Genomic DNA, 16,848 nt, shown 5'->3' with positions numbered 1-16,848 from the left:
ACTGGCGCTCCCGCCTTCCGCACCCTCCCGCTTATGCCTCGCAACGAGGCCGCTCAGAGCGCGAAAGACCGAGATTCTAGTCACTCGCCGCAGCACGTGCAAGTGGTATTTTGAAAAGCATGTGGGCGTGTGAAGAACCTCTTCACACGCCCACATGCAATGCATCAACGCCCCGTTCAGGCAAGCGCAAAGCGCACGTTCAAGCCGCTACGCGCTTCTCCATCACGCGCTCGACCACGCTCAAAAAGTGATCGACGTCCGGCGTCACCGTGCCCGCGACTTTCGCCAGATCATCCCATCGGCGCAAGCGCAGCGCATCTTCCGCATAAGGCTTGCGCAAAAACGCCTGCGCTTCGTCATCGCTAAAGATGCCGCCTTGCAACCCCAGACTGCGCACAGAATCCGGCGACAGCGTGTTGAAGTACGTATCGTCGATCGCGCACAGGCAGCGCTTCGCATCCACATGCAAGCGGATGGGCTCGAGCACCGCATCAGACAGCACAGGCCGCAGGAACGGCAACGCAAAGAACTGATGCAGATCGTCGATGCCACGTGCCGTCGGCGTCGGACCGCGCCGGTTCAGCAAGTGCCCGATGTCATGCAGAAACGCCGCGGCGACGAGCTCATCGCCGGCGTTTTCCTGCTCGGCGAGCGCACCACACTGCAACGCATGCTCGAGCTGACTCACTCGCTCGCCACCATAATTCAGACTGCCGTACTCCTCGAACAGCCCACGGATATCGCTAAGACTCAAAGCCAAGATGTCACTCCCACGGTAACGAAAACGTCTTGAGATGGGTAAAGCTCTTCATCGCCTCCTGCACGCCTTCCTTATAGCCGAGCCCTGAATCCTTGATGCCGCCGAACGGCGTCAGCTCGACGCGATATCCCGGCACTTCCCACACGTTCACCGTGCCGACTCGCAATTCATTGATAAAACGCAGGGTCGCGTCCTGCCGGTTCGTGCAGACGCCGCACGAGAGACCGTACGGCGTGCCGTTGCTGATACGGATCGCATCGTCGAGCGTATCGAACGCGACGATCGGCGAAACCGGACCGAAGGTCTCCTCACGAATCAGTGTCATCGATGGATCGACGCGGTCGACGACGGTCGGCGCATACAACGCGCCGTCGCGCCGATTGCCGGTCAGAAGCCGCGCGCCCTGCGCGACCGCCTCATTGACACGCGCCTCGAAGGTGCGCGCCGCGGCCTCGTCGATCACCGTGCCCATCTGGTTGGACGGATCGAATGGATTGCCATACGACCACGCGCGCGTCTTTTCGACGACAAGCTCTGTAAAGCGTGAAATCACACTGCGCTGCACGAGCATTCTCTTGACCGCGGTGCAACGCTGCCCGGAGTTCTTATATGAGCCCTGCACCGCAAGCTCCGCCGCGCGTTCGAGATCGGCATCTTCAAGCACGATCAGCGGATCGTTGCCACCCAGTTCGAGCACAATGCGCCGGTAACCAGCTCGCGCCGCAATGTGTTTGCCGATCTTCACGCCGCCGGTAAACGTCACGAGTTCCGCGAGCGGATGCGTAATCAGCTCATCGGCAATTTCCCGCGGGTCGCCTGTCACCACTTGCAGCATCGGCTCCGGCAAACCTGCTTCGTAGAGCAGGTCCGCGAGATAGTACGCGGACAGCGGCACCTTTTCCGACGGCTTCAGCACGACACGATTATTCGTCGCGATCGCCGGCGCGACCTTGTGCGCGACCTGGTTCATCGGATGATTAAAAGGTGTGATCGCAACGATCACACCGGCAAGCGGCTCGCGCTGCGTGAACACGCGGCGACGCTTGCCATGCGGCGTCAGATCGCACGAAAAACTCTGGCCATCATCACGCAGCGCTTCCATCGACGCGAACTTGAACACGTCCGCGACGCGGCCGATCTCGTAGCGAGCGTCCTGCTTCGACAATCCCGACTCGAGCGTGATCAGATCCGATGCCGCTTCCGCGCGCTCGCGCAGCAATGCCGCGGCACGCTCGAGAATCTGCGAGCGCTCATAGCGGGTGAGTGTCGCCTGATAGGCATGCGCATACTCGAACGCGGCACGCACATCGTCGACCGACGCAAGCGGCACGCAACCCACGCGCAGCCCGCTAAACGGATCGGTCACATCGAGCGTGCGTTCGCGCCGCGCACGCGCGCCCGCAAGACGTAATGCCTCGCTGCGAAATGACAGATGATCGGCCGGATGATCGACCACAGCCGCGTTCATGACGCCACCAGATGGTTGAGCGCGACGTCGAACACATCGAAGTTGCGAAGCCGCCGGTCAGCGGGCCAACCGACGACGCGCCGGTTGAAGACAAGCGGCACCTGTTGCTCGGACAATCCGCCATGCGAGCGCAGCGGCACCGTCAGCCCGGACAGATCGTGCTCGGCACGCCGGGTACCGAGCACGATGTCGCGCTTGCTGATCACGACGATGTCGCCGACGCGATCGTTCGGCAACTGAAAGCGCTCGCAAGCCGCGCGATTGTCGAGCACGACCTCGACGCCCGGCAGCAAAGCAAGCCGCCTGATCAGCACTTCTGTATCACTCGAAGACGGCAGATAAACCGTCGCGAACGAACCAAGCGCGCCGTGATGAACAACGTAAGGATCGGTGATCGGCAAAATCACGCGCGTCGTGCGCGCGCCGAGCCAATCGTCGAGCACGTCCTGCAGATAGATCACATTGGGCTCACCGGTCACCGGATCGTGCTTCGCATTCATCCCGTGGTCAGCGGTCAACGCGATCGCCCAGCCGAGTTCGTGCAGTTGCGCGAGATAACGATCCATCATCGCGTAGAACGCATTGGCGCCGGGCGTGCCGGGCGCGCACTTGTGCTGGATATAGTCAGTGGTCGACAGATACATCAGATCGAGCCGGCGCGTTTGGGCAAGCCGTACGCCCGCGGCGAACACGAACTCGGACAGCCCCGCGCTATACACATCCGGCACCGGCAGACCGACCAGTTCAGGCACGCGTTCGATGCCGTTCTCTTCCAGCGTGGCCGCATCCGCCTTCTCCGCGGAAAAGCAGATGCCCTTCATCTGCCAGCCGAGCAGGCGACGCAGCTTGTCCTTCGCGGTCACGACCGCGACCGCCGCCCCCGCCTGCGCGGCGGCGGCCAGCAACGTCCCGGCGCGCAGATAGGCCGGGTCGTTCATCATCACTTCAGCGCCCGCGCCGCCGTTCGCCTCCGGGTCCCAGAAGTAATTGCCGCAGATGCCGTGCACCGCCGGCGGCACACCACACACGATCGACAGGTTGTTCGGGTTGGTGAACGAAGGGATCACGCAATCGCCCTTGAACGCAGCGCCGCTCGCGAGCAGGCGCGCCAGGTACGGCGCGACGCCGGCTGCGGCCGCCGCTTCGAGATAGTCGTATTCGCAGCCGTCGACGCATATGACCACAGTCGGCGTGGCCGGCAACCGGTAGGTCCGGCCGTTGACCTCAATAGGGCGAAGAGCTGGGCTAGTCATGACAGGCTTCCATCGATACGAGCGCGATTTCCATATTTTCGGTCATTTTGACAATTTTTGCCACATCATTGACCGTCGAAATCCCCATCGGAACACCACGCAAAAAAGTTTTGGAATGCGGCGCGGACCTCAGTCCGCGCGCCGCTTCGGCACGCGCGCAGCGATCAGCACCAGCGCCGCGAGCGAGACCAGCAGGAGAATCAGCGAAAGCGCCGAAGCCGGCAGGTAATAACCGCGCTCAACCTGGCCGACCACGACAATCGGCACCGTGGCAAAGCCTGGCGGATAAACCGTCAGCGTCGCGCCCAGTTCGCCGAGCGACAGCGCGAATCCCAGCGCGAGGCTCGCACGGATCGCCGGCACCAGTTGCGGCAACACGACCGTACGCAGCACCATGGACGGCGGCGCCCCGAGACTGGCGGCCGCCTCACGCAAGACCGTCAGTTCGGGCCGCAGCGCCGCCGCGGCGCACCGATAACAGAACGGCAACACCAGCGCGAGCTGCACGAACACGACGATCGCCGCCGAACTCGACAGATCGATGGGCCGCTTGTGATACGCAATCAGTACCGCCAGCCCGAGCACGACACTCGGCACGCCATTGGGCATCATCGCGATCGTATCGACCAGCGCGCCCAGTCCGCGCCGGTCGCGCCCTTCAAGCGCGAGCGCCAGCCACAGACCGAGCGTGGTGCCCAGCAGCGCGACGCCGAAGCCGACTTCGAGGCTGGTGGTCACCGCGTCGAAATCGCTCGAACCCAGCCGCTCGAACCAGCGCATGCTGAAGCCATCGGGGAAGATCGTCCCGGACCAATGCGCGGCGACGCTCGACAACGCGACGACGATCACGGGCAAAACGAACAGCCAGAAGCACAACAGCGCAGCGAACGCGAGCAGCACGCCGCCCACGATGCGCGCCGCGAGACCGCGCTGCACCGCGCGTGCGCGATGACGAACCGCGGGCAGCACGACGTTGTCTTGCGGCGTGGCCATTAGCGTCGCCCTCCCGCGCTGCGGCGGTTAACCTGGCGGTACAGCGCATACAGCGACAGCGACATCGCGAGCATCACGACCGCGCCGGCGGCCGCGGTCGGCAGATCGAGATCGACGGTCGCGGAACTGTAGATCGCGACCGGCAGCGTAATAAGATGCGCACTGCCAAGCACCAGCAGAATGCCGAACTCATTGAGCGTCAACAGAAAGCACAGAATCGTGCCGGCCGCGATGCCGGGCCACGCGAGCGGCATGATCACGCGCCACGCGACCATCCAGCCGTTCGCGCCGAGACTGCGCGCCGCTTCGACCAGCCGCATATCGAGCATCGCGAACGACGCGAGCGTCGGCCGCACGACAAACGGCGCATAGAACACGACTTCCGCGAGGATCACGCCGCCGATGCCGAACAGGAAATCGAGCGGCGGCGCCTGCAGATGAAACAGCCGTTGCAGCCCGATACTGACCGAGCCTTGCGAGCCGTACAGAAAGATCAGCGTGAATGCGACCAGAAACGACGGGAACGCGACGAACAGCTCGAGAAACCGCGTGACCAGCCGCGCGCCGGGAAACGGCTTGAAGAACAGCAGCGACGCAAGCGCGACGCCGAGCAGCGACGCGAGCCCCGCGCTCAGGAACAGAATCCACAGCGTCGTGCCGATCACGCCGCTCGTCTCCGGATTGCCGAAGAACGCCGTATACGCATGCAGGCTGATGCCGTGCGCGCCCGACAAACTCAGCAGCACGAGCCGCACGAGCGGATAGATCACCAGCGGGCCGAGCACAAAAACAGCGAGAAACAGCAGATGCCACTGCGACGCGCGCGCCCGGCGCCGCCTCTGCGCGGCATGCAAGGCGGCGCTCGCCGCACGGCGCGCATCGGCGCTGCCGGCAGCCGCGCCGAGCGCGTCAGGGCTTGATAAGGACGACATCGTCAGCCTCGTAGTGCAAGGACACGCGTGCGCCCTTCTCCGGCGTCATGCTGCTCACGCGCTGCATCGTGACGAGCACATGCTCGTTCGGCATCGCATCGAGCACGACCGACACCGACAGCACAGCGCCATACCATTCGACCGAAGCGATCGTGCCGTGCAACTGCCCTTGCCCCAGCGGCACGATGCGCAGCGATTCCGGACGCAGACAGGCGACGCGCTCGCGCTCCGTATAGCGGGAATCGCCAAGCGCGAACACAACATGCGGCGGCAGCAGATTCGCCGCGCCGAGATAGCGCGCGACGAACGCGTCATTCGGCGTGTCGTACAACTGCTGCGGCGTGCCGAGCTGCGCGACGCGCCCTTCGCGCATCAGCAGCGTGCGATCGGACAGCACCAACGCGTCGTCCTGATCGTGGGTCACGCAAACAATCGTCAGATTCGGCAGCCGCTCATGCAGCGCCTTCAGTTCGGAGCGCACCGACGCGCGCAGATTGGCGTCGAGTGCGGACAGCGGCTCGTCGAGCAGCAGCACGTCCGGCTCGATCACGAGCGCGCGCGCCAACGCCACGCGCTGCTGCATGCCGCCCGACAGCTGCGCGGGCATCACATGTCCGGAATCGCCAAGCTGCACGAGCTTCAACGCATCGGCCACGCGTCGCGCGATGTCCTTCGACGACACCCGCCGCGCGCGCAAACCGAACGCGACGTTGTCGAACACCGACAGATGCGGAAACAGCGCATAGCTCTGGAACAGCAACCCGAGGTTGCGCCTGTGCGGCGGCACATGCGTGAGATCGTGGCCCGCAACCGTCAGCGAGCCCGACAGTCCGTCCGCCTCGATAAACCCGGCGATAAAACGCAGCAGCGTGGTCTTGCCACAGCCGCTGCGTCCCAGCACGGTCAGCAGTTCGCCGCGTTCGATCGTCAGCGACAGGTCGTCGAGCACCGTACGCGAGCCGAAGCGCACGGTCAGATGCTCGATCTGCACGCCGCCCGGCACGGCGGCGCGCGCGATACCCGGTGATTCAGACGCGCCGTCCAGCGCGCCGGGATGAGCAAGACTCGCAGTATTCACCGGGTTTGTCTCCAGCGTTTCAGTGACGCAAATCGTCGGAAGCAGATCGATCGAAGCGCTTATTTCGGCTTCACGACTTCAAGCTGCTTGCCCGAATTGCCAATCACATCATTCTTCCAGCGCGCGGTCCAGTCGGCCTTCTTCGCCATCACCTGGTTCCAGTCGACCGGAATCAGCTTCACGCCGGAAATGGCCTGCTTGACCGCGGCGCCGTTCTTGCCGGTCAGCGGGACGTCGGTGCGAGCCGGGATGCCGAAGATATCCGGCACCCTCGACTGCACTTCGCTCGACATCAGGTAGTCGATCAGCTTCTTGCCGCCCGCCTGGTTCGGACCGTTCTTGATCAGGCCGATCGCATACGGCAACTGGAACGTGGTCGGCTGGCCACCGGCTTCGGCGGCGAGGAAGATCGGCTTGAGCGTAAGGCCGCCGTTTGCGGAGTCGTCCAGATCCATCTGCAGGTCGCCGTTCGCGACCGCGATTTCATTACGCGACAGCAGCACGTCGAGGTAACCAGTGCCCTTCGTATGGAACTTTGCGCTCTCCTCGAGCTTCTTCAGGTAGTCGAACGCCTTGTCTTCGCCCATCAGCGACGTCGTCAGGATGATCACCGCCATCCCGTCACCGGCGGTCGCCGGATTCGAGTAGGCAATCTTGCCGCTATAGTCCGGATGCAGCAGATCGGCGAACGTCTTCGGCTGATTCTTCACGACCTCAGGATTGATCGCGAACGAGAAATAGTTGTTGACGAACGTCGCCCACGCGCCGTCCGACGCCTTCGCGATCGCCGGCACGTTCTTGTAGTTGACGCTCTGGTAATTCTGCAGCAGGCCCGTTTGCGCGGCTTGCTGGATAAACGGCGGCAGCGTGACGAGCACGTCGGCCTTCGGCGAATCCTTTTCGACGGTCGCGCGGTTCACCACTTCGCCGCTGCCCGCCGTCACGATATTGACCTTCACGCCTTCCTTCTTCTCGAAGGCCGGCAGCACATCCTTATAGAGGTTTTCGAGGCCGTCGGCCGTGTACAGCACGACCGCGTCGGCCGCATGCGCGGACAGCGCGCTGCCGAACGCCGCCGCGGCAACGAGTGCCGGCAGCAGTTTGCGAACGAGGGTGGCAGCGCGAGGTTGATTCGTCGATCTCATGTCGTTTTCTCCAAAGGGCCCACACCCACGGCCGAACCCGGCGCGTCGGGCTGCCCGAATCTGTTCTGATTACGCGGTGCAAAGGGCCGCACCGCTTGTGTTTGGCTCGCCTGACATCGCACAGATTGCCAACTGAAGATCGATGACAACCTGGCTGACCGCAGCCCGGCGAGGGCGGCTCATGATCTGACGAATCCGCCGCCTGCCGTCTCGCGGCAGGCAGGGGAAGAATCACAGGTTTCCATGACAATCCCGTGACGATCATTAAAAACTACACAACTTGACACAATTTGCCAATAAACTCCAACATACGAATGCGAGTTTTATCTGTGCGCATGACTCAAGGTGATCGCCGACCAAAGGAGCTTCTGTGATTCTCGGAAACGACCCGATTCTGCTGACGCCGGGACCGCTCACCACCTCGCCCGCGACACGCGAAGCGATGCTGCGCGACTGGGGCTCATGGGATGCCGCCTTCAACCGGATTACGCAAAGCCTGTGCGCGGACCTCGTCGATATTGTGCATGGCGACCACGACTACGTCTGCGTGCCGTTGCAAGGCAGCGGCACGTTCGCGGTCGAAGCGGCGCTCGGCACGCTGGTGCCGCGCGACGGTTGCGTGCTCGTGCCCAACAACGGCGCGTATTGCGCACGCATCGTGCGGATCCTGCAGCGGCTGCGCATCGACTGCGTCGAGCTGGCGCTGCGGGAAGACGAGCCCGTCACCGCGACCGCGCTCGAACAGGCGCTCATCCGCGAGCCGCGCATTACGCACGTCGCGCAAGTGCACCTGGAAACCAGTGCAGGACTGCTCAATCCACTCGATGAAATCGCCGCGGTCTGCAAGCGGCATCGCAAAGGCCTGATCGTCGATGCGATGAGCTCGTTCGGCGCGCTGCCGATCGATCTTCGCGCCAGCGGCATCGATGCGCTGGTGTCCGCCAGCGGCAAATGTCTCGAAGGCGTGCCCGGCATGGGCTTCGTGATCGTCAGGCGCAGCGTGCTCGACGCGTCCGAAGGCCGATCGCCGTCGCTCGCGCTCGATCTGTACGATCAGGCCGCGTATATGAGAAAGACGACGCAGTGGCGCTTCACGCCACCGACGCACGTCGTCGCGGCGCTGCGCTGCGCGCTCGACCGCTTCGCCGCGGAAGGTGGACAGCGTGCACGTGGCGCACGCTATGCACGCAACTGCGCGGCGCTGATCGACGGCATGCAGGCACTCGGCTTCAGAACGTTTTTGCGCGCCGACGCGCAGGCGCCGGTGATCGTCACGTTTCACGCGCCGCGCGATCCGAAGTGGAATTTCTCGGACTTCTACGCAGCGGTGCGCGACGCGGGATATGTGCTGTATCCCGGCAAGCTCACGCAGGTGGAAACGTTCCGCGTCGGATGCATCGGCGCCATCGACGCCAACGAAATGCGCAACGCGATCGCGGCAATCGGCAGGACGCTCGAACAGTTGGACCTGCGCGTGCAATAACGACGGCTGGCGATCAGGCGATCAGAATTTCCGGCCCGCGCGCGGTGATCGCCTTCGACAACGCGCGCTCCGGCGCGACCTCGGTCACGATATAGCGCGCACGCTCGAGGCCGCTGATGCGTACCGGCGTGATGCGCCCGAACTTCGAATTGTCCGCGACCACGATCACGATATTGCCCGCCTCGATCATCTTCGCGCGGACTTCGGCGGCCATCCGCGAGTAGTCGGACAGATGCGCATCCGGTGAAATGCCGCCCGCGCCGACGATCGAAAAGTCGACGTGATACTGCGCAAGCTGGTGGATCGTATCGAGCCCGAACGCAGCGTCTTCGATGTCGGACAGCTCGCCGCCGAGCAGCGTCACGCGATTCTCGTTGCGCCGCCCGAGCAGCAGCGCAATGCGCCAGTCGTTCGTATACACCGACAGGCGGTGGCGGATCATCAACGCGCGGGCCACCGCGAGGGTCGTGCTGCCCGAATCGAGCACCACCGATGCGCCGTCCGGCACCAGTTGCGCGGTGCGCTCGCCGATTGCGCGCTTCGCGGCCGCATTGGCGGCCTCGCGCACGTCGAGATCGGGTTCGCGCCGCTCGCTCGACAATGCACCGCCGTGCGTCGTGACGATCAGCCCGCGTTCGGCCAACGTGTTCAGATCACGGCGAATCGTCTCGCGCGACACATTCAGGTCGCGCACAAGCTCCGCCACGGACAGTGCGCCGTTCTTCGAGACTTGCGACAGGATGTATTGATAACGTTGTTCGGCCAGCATCGATCGATCGTCTTTCCGTTTCTATCCGCTTCTTTTTCGCTTCTATCCGCTTCTATCGCGATGCAGCCGCACACGGACGGCTGGCGCGAATTCAGGAGCCCGGCGTATTGTATTACGCGACATCAACCGGTGCGCCGGACAACGGCTATGCGCCCCGCCAGCAACGGCGTCGCACGATTGCTGCGAATCGACCACGCCGTCATGCGGCCCGCCAGTGTGCGTGAAGCCGCATCCCTGCTAAGCTTGGCCCCCAATGCCGCGCACCGACCATGCGCGCTGCCGACCATCCAGCCAATGCCCTCTCTGTTTCGCCGCCTGCTGCTGTTGTGCTACGCGCTGCGTTTCGGCGCACGCCTTGTCTGGCTCGCCGCGCCCGCTGACAACAAGGTGCACTGGATCGTCACGCTGATCCGGCGCGTGCATGACTCCGAGCGCGGCCGCTCGGGTCTGCACGGCATGCTGCCGCTACTCGGCCCGCTTGCGGGCGGGTTTGCGCACACGCTGTCGACGCGTCCGGAACTGGCCAGCGGCACCCTGCATGACGCGCTCGACTCGGTCAGCCATCTGCTTGAGCCGTTGCCGCCCGAGGCCGCCGGGCACGCGCTGGCCGCCGCGTTCGGCAGGCCGCTGCCCTCGCTGTTCGAATCGATCGACCTGCGCGCGGTCGAGAGCGGCTTCGCGTACCAGATTCACACCGCACGGCTCGCGCTGCCGATCGACGGTCATCGCGATATCGAGATCAAGCTGCTGCGCGTTGCGCAGCGCACGCAGATGGCCGACGAAGCGGCACTGCTGCGCTGGGTGGCACGCTGGCTCGAGAAGCTGTCGCGCGCGGCACGACGGCTGCGTGTGCGCGAACTCGCGGAGACCTTCACCCAGGAGATCATGCGCCGCCTCGATTTGCGGGCGGAAGCGGCCAACCAGAGCCAGACCGCGCATCTGTTCGCCGATGATCCGCGCGTCGTGGTGCCGGCTGTCATCTGGGACCTGTGCGAGGATGCGGTCCTCGTGATCGAGCGGATCGACACCGTGCGCGCGAGCGACTTCGCCGGGCTCGCCGCGCATCACGTCAGCGTGCCGGCGCTCGCGGCGCGCATCGTCGAGGTCATCACGCATGAGGCCTTCGAGCACGGATTCTTTCATGCGGCGCTCGACGCGCGCCGCATCCGCGTCAGCGTCGAAGCAAAAACGCATGGCAAGCTTGTGCTCGGCGATTTCGCCGTGATGTCGAACCTGTCCGCGCAGGAGCGCTCGTTCTTCGTGCATGGCGCGACCGCGCTGTTCGGTCAGCATTACGGGCGGCTTGCCGAGCTGCATCGCAACGCTGGGCACGTTCCGCAAGACGCGCGCACCGAGCAGCTTGAGGCGGAATTGCGCACGCGCGCCGAAGCGCACTTCGCGGGCGCATCCCACGAACGGTCGGCCGCTCCGCTGTTCCACCATCTGCTGCATGCGGTTGCGCCCTTCGACGGCTGCGTTGCGCCACGTCTGGTCGCCGCGCAACGCGCATTCGAGCAGGCCGAGGCGTTGGCGAACGCGCTGCATCCGGGCGTCGACAGCTGGAGCATCGCGCGCCGTGTGCTCGCAGACCTCGCGCGGCGCGAATTCGATCATCGCGGCTGGGCGAGACACATTGCGCAGGAACTGCCGCATCTCGCCCATCTGGTGCCGCGCGTTCCGCAGCTTGCGATCCGCTATCTGCAGCATCAGCACAGCGTCGCCACCGCGCGGCAGCATGCGCAACTGGTCGGCGAAGTGACGCGTGAATACCGCCGCACGCGCGCATTGCTGTGGGCCTGCACGATCTGCGGCGCGCTGCTCGGCGCGCTTGCGATCCTGCTGATGGTCTGAGCGCCGCGCGCGCCGCCGCCCCGATCACGGTGCCGTTGCGCACACGGCCCGCCGACCGGGCCTCGCGCAACCGGCACGTCTCGCTAGCCTGCCAGCGCACCGCGCCCGCCCCTGCGCCCGTCAGTGCAGCTTCGAACAAGACACGCGCTGCGCCGCTCGCGATACTGCGCGCATTCCATTTCTGCTGCAGTGCGCGTCATGCTCGCTTCAATCGGTGCCGTCGTTTTCGTCGTCTTGTGGTCGACCGGGTTCGTTGTCGCGCGCGCCATCGCGCCGTTCGCGGATCCGAACCTCTATCTGCTCGCGCGCTTTTCGGGCACCGCGTTGCTATTCGCGTGCGCGGCGCTCGTCGGCCGCGCCGCCTGGCCGACCGGCCGCGCGCTCGGCAAGCACCTGGTGGCCGGCGCGCTGCTGCAAGGCGTCTATCTCGGCGCCGGCTACTGGGCCGTCGCGCAAGGCATGTCCGCCGGCGTAATGGCGCTGCTCGGCGCGTTACAGCCGCTGCTGACCGCGGCGGTCGCGGCGCCGCTGTTCGGCGAGCGCCTGTCGTCGCGGGGCTGGGCAGGCATGGCGCTGGGACTCGCCGGCGTCGCGCTGGTGCTCGAACCGAAACTCGCCGCGGCCAGTTTGCCGGCGGCGCACGGACACGCACCGGCGTGGCTCGTCATCACGGTGGCAATGGTGGCGGTCGTGTCGATCACCGCGGGCACGCTATTCCAGAAGACTTCGCTTGCGAGCGCCGATCTGCGAAGCTCGAGCGCCGTGCAGAACTTCGGCGCAGCGCTTGTCGCCGGACTGTTCGCGCTCGCACTCGGCGAGCATCGCTGGATATCGTCGCCGACACTGTGGGTAGCGCTGGCGTGGGGCGTCGTAATGCTGTCCGGTGTCGGCGTCACGCTGCTCGTGTGGCTGGTCCGACGCGGCGATGCTTCGCGCGCGACCGCGCTGCTGTTTCTCGTGCCACCGCTTGCCGCGCTAGAAGGCTATTTCGGCTTTGGCGAAACGCTATTGCCGATTCAGATGGCGGGTTTCGTCGTGGCGCTGATCGGGGTACTGCTTGCGAGGTCGTGATTCGGGGCGAACGAAACGGCGATGGCCGCTGCTGATGCGTTCAGCCTGCGCGCGGTGATCCGGCCCGCGCTCAATCGGCCGTATCCGCGCCGGCTGGCATCTTCGCGCGCATCGCGCCGCTCGGCGCAGGCGACCACGCCGGCCGCGTCTTGCGCTCCGAATCGACCACGACGATATAGCGTCCCGACCACGGCGTAACCTGCCGGTCCGAATGCAGCACCCACAATGAACGGCCCGAGTCGACGAGGTTCTCGTATTCCGCGTCGAGGATACCGAAGTGATCGAGGAATCCGTTGAGTGTCGCGGGAATTCGCACGCAGCCCTTCGAATGGCGAATGCCCAGCAGCGGCTCGAGCTTGTCCGGGTCCGTCGCATGCATCTGGAAACGCATCTCCGACACGCCCCCCTTGCCCCAGCCGCGCTCAGCCTGCGCCCAACCGAGATCGAAGATCCGCATGTCGTGCCGCCCGTAGCCGCGGATGCCGTTCTGGTTCATCGTGCCTTCCGCGCGGAAGTCCATATTGTCCGGCGTGTGCTCGAATACGCCGAGTGGCGTGATGAAATGGTCGAACTGCCCCGGCCGGCCGGTCGCAATCGGCGATGCACCGATCAGTTGCCAGGCATCGGCCGGCACCGCGCGGAAATAGATAAAGAGCGCCTGCACATTCTGATTGCGGTCGACCAGCACCACATACTCGCCCGACAGACTGCCAAGCGAATTGACATCGAGCATCGCCTGCATGCGCGCGCCATACGCGTGCTGTTCGGCGAGCGGCACGTTGAGGCGACGCGTGACCGCACGCGCAAAGATGTCGCGCATGAGCATCGCCTGGCGTGGGTCGGCGCCGCCGACCGCGTCTCGCGCGGTCACGCCGGATACGAGCGCCGACCATGCGGTCGGCGTGCGCGATGCACCGGCCGCCCATGCCGTCGCGCTAGAACCGCACCAGCCGATTAAAGCAACGATACCGATGACAAGACCCGCGCGCACACTATGACCGAAGCGGCGCGTTGCATTAACTGAATCGCATTCGATATTGCCGCCCCCGGAATCCGGCGCACATTTCGCCAGCCGGTCAAGCTTATTGTTGTTCATCGCCAAGTGTGCAAACCCGCTTACCATTGACCGCGCGCCGGCCCTCACCGCGCGCGGAAGGCCTGCGCAAACACGAGCCCTCGCAGGTCCTTCGACGACGATCGCGTCAATCGTCGAAAATCGGAACACGAATATCCAGCATGAAATGGGCAAAACCTCAGCCCAACTCGACCGATATCGCGACAGAGCGTGGCGGCAGATTATCGGCAAATACGCCCGCCAATGCGTCAGGAAAATCAAGGCTTCGGGTGAACATAATCGAAGACAGGCTGTCGACATTAAACCAGACTCTCTGCGAACACGCATCTCACCCAATTGCACTGTCTATATCGAGGAGAACGCTGATGACCGCAGGCTCGCATGAAGAGAATCCCATCGCTCGCCAGCAGCGCATCGCCGCCGAATTGCACGTCACCGCGTCATTCGATGCCGCGCAGGAAATCGAACGGCGCATCGATTTTCTCGCGCACTATCTGCGCGCAAACGGACTCGCGACGTATGTGCTCGGCATCAGTGGCGGCGTCGATTCGACGACCGCGGGCCGTCTCGCGCAACGCGCAGTCGAGCGGCTGCGTGCCACGCATTATGATGCGCACTTTGTCGCGATGCGTTTGCCATATGGCACGCAGCAGGACGAAGCGGATGCGCAGCAGTCGCTTGCGTTCATTCGTGCGGATGAAGTACTGACGGTCGACGTCAAGCCCGCCGCCGACGCGATGCTGGCATCGCTCGACGCTAGCGGCGTGCGCTTCGCGAATCACGCGCAACAGGACTTCGTGCACGGCAATATCAAGGCGCGCAGCCGGATGATCGCGCAATACGCAGTGGCGAGCGCGCGGCGCGGTGTCGTGATTGGAACAGATCACGCGGCCGAGTCGGTGATGGGCTTCTTCACGAAGTTCGGCGACGGCGGCGCGGACGTGCTGCCGCTCGCAGGCATGAACAAACGACGGGTGCGCGCGGTTGCACAGGCGCTCGGCGCGCCGGACGCGCTCGCACACAAGGTGCCGACTGCCGATCTCGAGATGTTGCGTCCGCAACGTCCGGACGAAGACGCATACGGAATTCGCTACAACGATATCGACGATTTTCTCGAAGGCAAGCCGGTCAGCGACGCGGTATATCAGGTCGTGATGCGCTTTTACGATGCGACTGCGCACAAACGGGCGCTACCCTACACGCCGTTCGATTGGCAAGCACCCGTGTCTCGCTCCTGAGCGCGCGCCGCCTGCGGAAATGGGCGACACGCGCATCGTGCAAAGGCTGGCGGTATCGGTTCGCGGGCCGGCTACTGGCGCTGCGGTGGCGCCGGTTTCTCATCGAAAGGCATCGCGCTTGCCTGTAACGCAACGCCGCCCAACAACTTGCCGTGTACCTGCTGCGCGATCACGTCGCCGACGTAAGGCACATCCGCATTCAACTCGACGTGCGCATACGCGTTCGGTGTGCCGTGCTCGTACACGGTGACATTCTTCAGGTAGTGGCCGAGTTCGTACTGCAGAAACGCGCGAATATCCTGCTCGGAACACGTCTGCGCGAAATTCCAGACGATCAGGTTCATACATACCCCGCGCAACGAAGCCCGCGCAGCGATCGCGCCGCTGCCGGATGCAGGTCAGACGTCGTCATGTCGCACCCTCCTCTGAAGTGCCGCACACTCTCGCTGCATTTGCCGCATGCGCGAGAACCGGCCCTGATTGCGCCACTTCCTTGCGCGGCGCGCAGCCCACTCGTCAGTCGTTTCAGTCGTGTGCCTTGATGTGGTCCGCGCTGACCCACCACGCCATCTCGTCGTGCCGGCCGCGCACCAGCACGGCGGACGGGTCGGCAACGCCGTCGTCCGCGATCTCGCAAACGTCGAGGCCATCCGGCAGGCGCTGTACCGTGCCCGCTTCCTGGAATAGCGCGAGCCGCTTCGCGGACAGCGGGTACAACTGGCTGTACACATCGTAGCTGATCGCGGCGGGCGCGTCGCCGCGAATCTGCAGAACGTCGCCCGTGCGGCATTTCAGCGGCGCGCCGGCCGATGCGGATGCGCTGTTCATCATCAGCAGGAAACCGGACACCGCGGCAACGGCAAGCCAATCAGACTTCAGCTTCGTCATGGGTATTCTCCAGATCCGTACTTGCGCGTCACGAACCGTCGTCGTCGGGACCCGTCGCCATGCCGGCAGGACCGTCTTCGCACGGCGCGCGGCGCAAGCGTGCGTATTGCGCGGGCCAGTCGCCCGCAATCGCCGCCTGAGCCGCGCTCAGGGTCATCTTTCCCGCGCAGACACAACGCTTCAGCTTCGCGGTCAGCAGTTCCTTGCGACGTTCGCCGCGATGGCCGCCCCACGGTAACAAGTCGAAGTTATCGGGCGCATCAGGCGCGCCGCCGAGCACAATCGGCACGCGCCGGTCGAGCGCGTAGTCGGTACTGTCGTCGGCATCGATGCCGCGCTCGGCGAGTAAGCGGTTCTTGTGCGCCATCATTTCGTCGACCGGCGGCGAGACGGTATCTGCGTAACCAGGTTTGCAGATTGTGTCCGCCACCGACTGCTGCGTGACGCGCTCGTCGAGCATCGATATGTCTTGCGCGCGAGCCGCATCCCAATACGCCGCGGCCCAGATGCATAACGCGGCAATCGTCGCGCTACGCCCGATTCGGGCCGGCCACGCGCGCCAAGGTACGCTCGCCGTGCTGCGCGCGCTTGCGCCGGCAGGTGGGTCGGTTAACTCGATATGACTGATGCGCTGCGCGTTTGCGCGACTGTCTGCATTGCCTTCGTTCATTGGTTAGCAAGCCGTCGAACGGCACGGAAGGGTCAATTCGCAGGCCAATTAAAACATACTCGGCGACCGCACTGCGAATTCAATCGGCATGGATGGCCTGAAATACGCGCATTCGCACCGCTAAAACGATTGAGTGAGCAACCTTTCATGCGTACACGAAATCGCGTGCGACGA

Annotated in this window: 16 protein-coding genes; 4 read left to right on the top strand and 12 right to left on the bottom strand. The window is 64.4% G+C overall.

The window, feature by feature from the left end; all coding sequences use genetic code 11:
- Positions 1 to 199: 199 nt before the first annotated feature.
- The 7 genes from HV796_RS22530 to phnS form a co-directional block, all read right to left on the bottom strand.
- The gene (locus tag HV796_RS22530) at positions 200 to 760 is read right to left on the bottom strand and encodes a phosphonate degradation HD-domain oxygenase (RefSeq protein ID WP_175228714.1); all 561 of its coding nucleotides are present in this window, start codon (positions 758 to 760) and stop codon (positions 200 to 202) included.
- A 4-nt stretch (positions 761 to 764) separates the two neighbouring features.
- Positions 765 to 2,228, bottom strand: coding sequence for a phosphonoacetaldehyde dehydrogenase (gene phnY, locus HV796_RS22525; RefSeq protein ID WP_175228713.1), 1,464 nt, complete (start codon positions 2,226 to 2,228; stop codon positions 765 to 767).
- On the bottom strand, positions 2,225 to 3,481 hold the full coding sequence (gene phnA, locus HV796_RS22520) for a phosphonoacetate hydrolase (protein WP_175228712.1): 1,257 nt from the start codon (positions 3,479 to 3,481) through the stop codon (positions 2,225 to 2,227). The genes phnY and phnA overlap by 4 nt, the downstream gene beginning before the upstream one ends.
- Before the next feature lie 129 nt (positions 3,482 to 3,610).
- Positions 3,611 to 4,474, bottom strand: a complete 864-nt coding sequence (gene phnV / locus HV796_RS22515; protein ID WP_175228711.1) for a 2-aminoethylphosphonate ABC transport system, membrane component PhnV — start codon at positions 4,472 to 4,474, stop codon at positions 3,611 to 3,613.
- Complete coding sequence (locus tag HV796_RS22510; RefSeq protein ID WP_175228710.1) at positions 4,474 to 5,406, bottom strand: 2-aminoethylphosphonate ABC transporter permease subunit; 933 nt, start codon at positions 5,404 to 5,406, stop codon at positions 4,474 to 4,476. Before HV796_RS22510 ends, phnV begins: the two co-directional genes overlap by 1 nt.
- On the bottom strand, positions 5,384 to 6,484 hold the full coding sequence (gene phnT, locus HV796_RS22505; protein ID WP_175228709.1) for a 2-aminoethylphosphonate ABC transport system ATP-binding subunit PhnT: 1,101 nt from the start codon (positions 6,482 to 6,484) through the stop codon (positions 5,384 to 5,386). The genes HV796_RS22510 and phnT overlap by 23 nt, the downstream gene beginning before the upstream one ends.
- Before the next feature lie 59 nt (positions 6,485 to 6,543).
- A complete protein-coding gene (gene phnS / locus HV796_RS22500; RefSeq protein ID WP_175228708.1) occupies positions 6,544 to 7,629 on the bottom strand; it encodes a 2-aminoethylphosphonate ABC transporter substrate-binding protein in 1,086 nt (361 codons plus the stop codon).
- 370 nt (positions 7,630 to 7,999) lie between these two features.
- Between phnS and HV796_RS22495 the strand changes: the two genes are divergently transcribed.
- Positions 8,000 to 9,112 (top strand): 2-aminoethylphosphonate--pyruvate transaminase, encoded by a 1,113-nt coding sequence (locus HV796_RS22495; protein WP_377691835.1) that lies wholly within the window; start codon positions 8,000 to 8,002, stop codon positions 9,110 to 9,112.
- A gap of 13 nt (positions 9,113 to 9,125) precedes the next feature.
- On the opposite strand, the gene HV796_RS22490 is transcribed toward HV796_RS22495, so the two are convergent.
- On the bottom strand, positions 9,126 to 9,881 hold the full coding sequence (locus tag HV796_RS22490) for a DeoR/GlpR family DNA-binding transcription regulator (protein ID WP_175228707.1): 756 nt from the start codon (positions 9,879 to 9,881) through the stop codon (positions 9,126 to 9,128).
- 294 nt (positions 9,882 to 10,175) lie between these two features.
- Here HV796_RS22490 and HV796_RS22485 point away from each other — a divergent pair, with 294 nt between their 5' ends.
- Both HV796_RS22485 and HV796_RS22480 read left to right on the top strand, forming a co-directional pair.
- Entirely contained in the window at positions 10,176 to 11,732 is a 1,557-nt protein-coding gene (locus tag HV796_RS22485) for an ABC1 kinase family protein (RefSeq protein ID WP_175228706.1), read from the top strand.
- 198 nt (positions 11,733 to 11,930) lie between these two features.
- The gene (locus tag HV796_RS22480) at positions 11,931 to 12,803 is read left to right on the top strand and encodes a DMT family transporter (RefSeq protein ID WP_175228705.1); all 873 of its coding nucleotides are present in this window, start codon (positions 11,931 to 11,933) and stop codon (positions 12,801 to 12,803) included.
- A 70-nt stretch (positions 12,804 to 12,873) separates the two neighbouring features.
- On the opposite strand, the gene HV796_RS22475 is transcribed toward HV796_RS22480, so the two are convergent.
- A complete protein-coding gene (locus HV796_RS22475) occupies positions 12,874 to 13,899 on the bottom strand; it encodes a L,D-transpeptidase (protein ID WP_246355986.1) in 1,026 nt (341 codons plus the stop codon).
- 344 nt (positions 13,900 to 14,243) lie between these two features.
- On the opposite strand from HV796_RS22475, the gene nadE reads away from it, so the two are divergent.
- A complete protein-coding gene (gene nadE / locus HV796_RS22470; RefSeq protein WP_281369818.1) occupies positions 14,244 to 15,116 on the top strand; it encodes an ammonia-dependent NAD(+) synthetase in 873 nt (290 codons plus the stop codon).
- A 71-nt stretch (positions 15,117 to 15,187) separates the two neighbouring features.
- On the opposite strand, the gene HV796_RS22465 is transcribed toward nadE, so the two are convergent.
- From HV796_RS22465 to HV796_RS22455, 3 genes are all read right to left on the bottom strand, one after another.
- The gene (locus HV796_RS22465; protein ID WP_175228704.1) at positions 15,188 to 15,460 is read right to left on the bottom strand and encodes an RNA-binding protein; all 273 of its coding nucleotides are present in this window, start codon (positions 15,458 to 15,460) and stop codon (positions 15,188 to 15,190) included.
- 181 nt (positions 15,461 to 15,641) lie between these two features.
- A complete protein-coding gene (locus HV796_RS22460) occupies positions 15,642 to 16,004 on the bottom strand; it encodes a hypothetical protein (RefSeq protein ID WP_377691840.1) in 363 nt (120 codons plus the stop codon).
- A 28-nt stretch (positions 16,005 to 16,032) separates the two neighbouring features.
- Positions 16,033 to 16,674, bottom strand: a complete 642-nt coding sequence (locus HV796_RS22455) for a hypothetical protein (protein ID WP_246355985.1) — start codon at positions 16,672 to 16,674, stop codon at positions 16,033 to 16,035.
- Positions 16,675 to 16,848: the final 174 nt, after the last annotated feature.

Source organism: Paraburkholderia humisilvae, assembly GCF_902859855.1.
GTDB classification, from domain to species: domain Bacteria; phylum Pseudomonadota; class Gammaproteobacteria; order Burkholderiales; family Burkholderiaceae; genus Paraburkholderia; species Paraburkholderia humisilvae.
The sequence above is the reverse complement of the archived record's forward strand: the minus strand, read 5'-3'. Positions and strand labels throughout refer to the sequence as shown.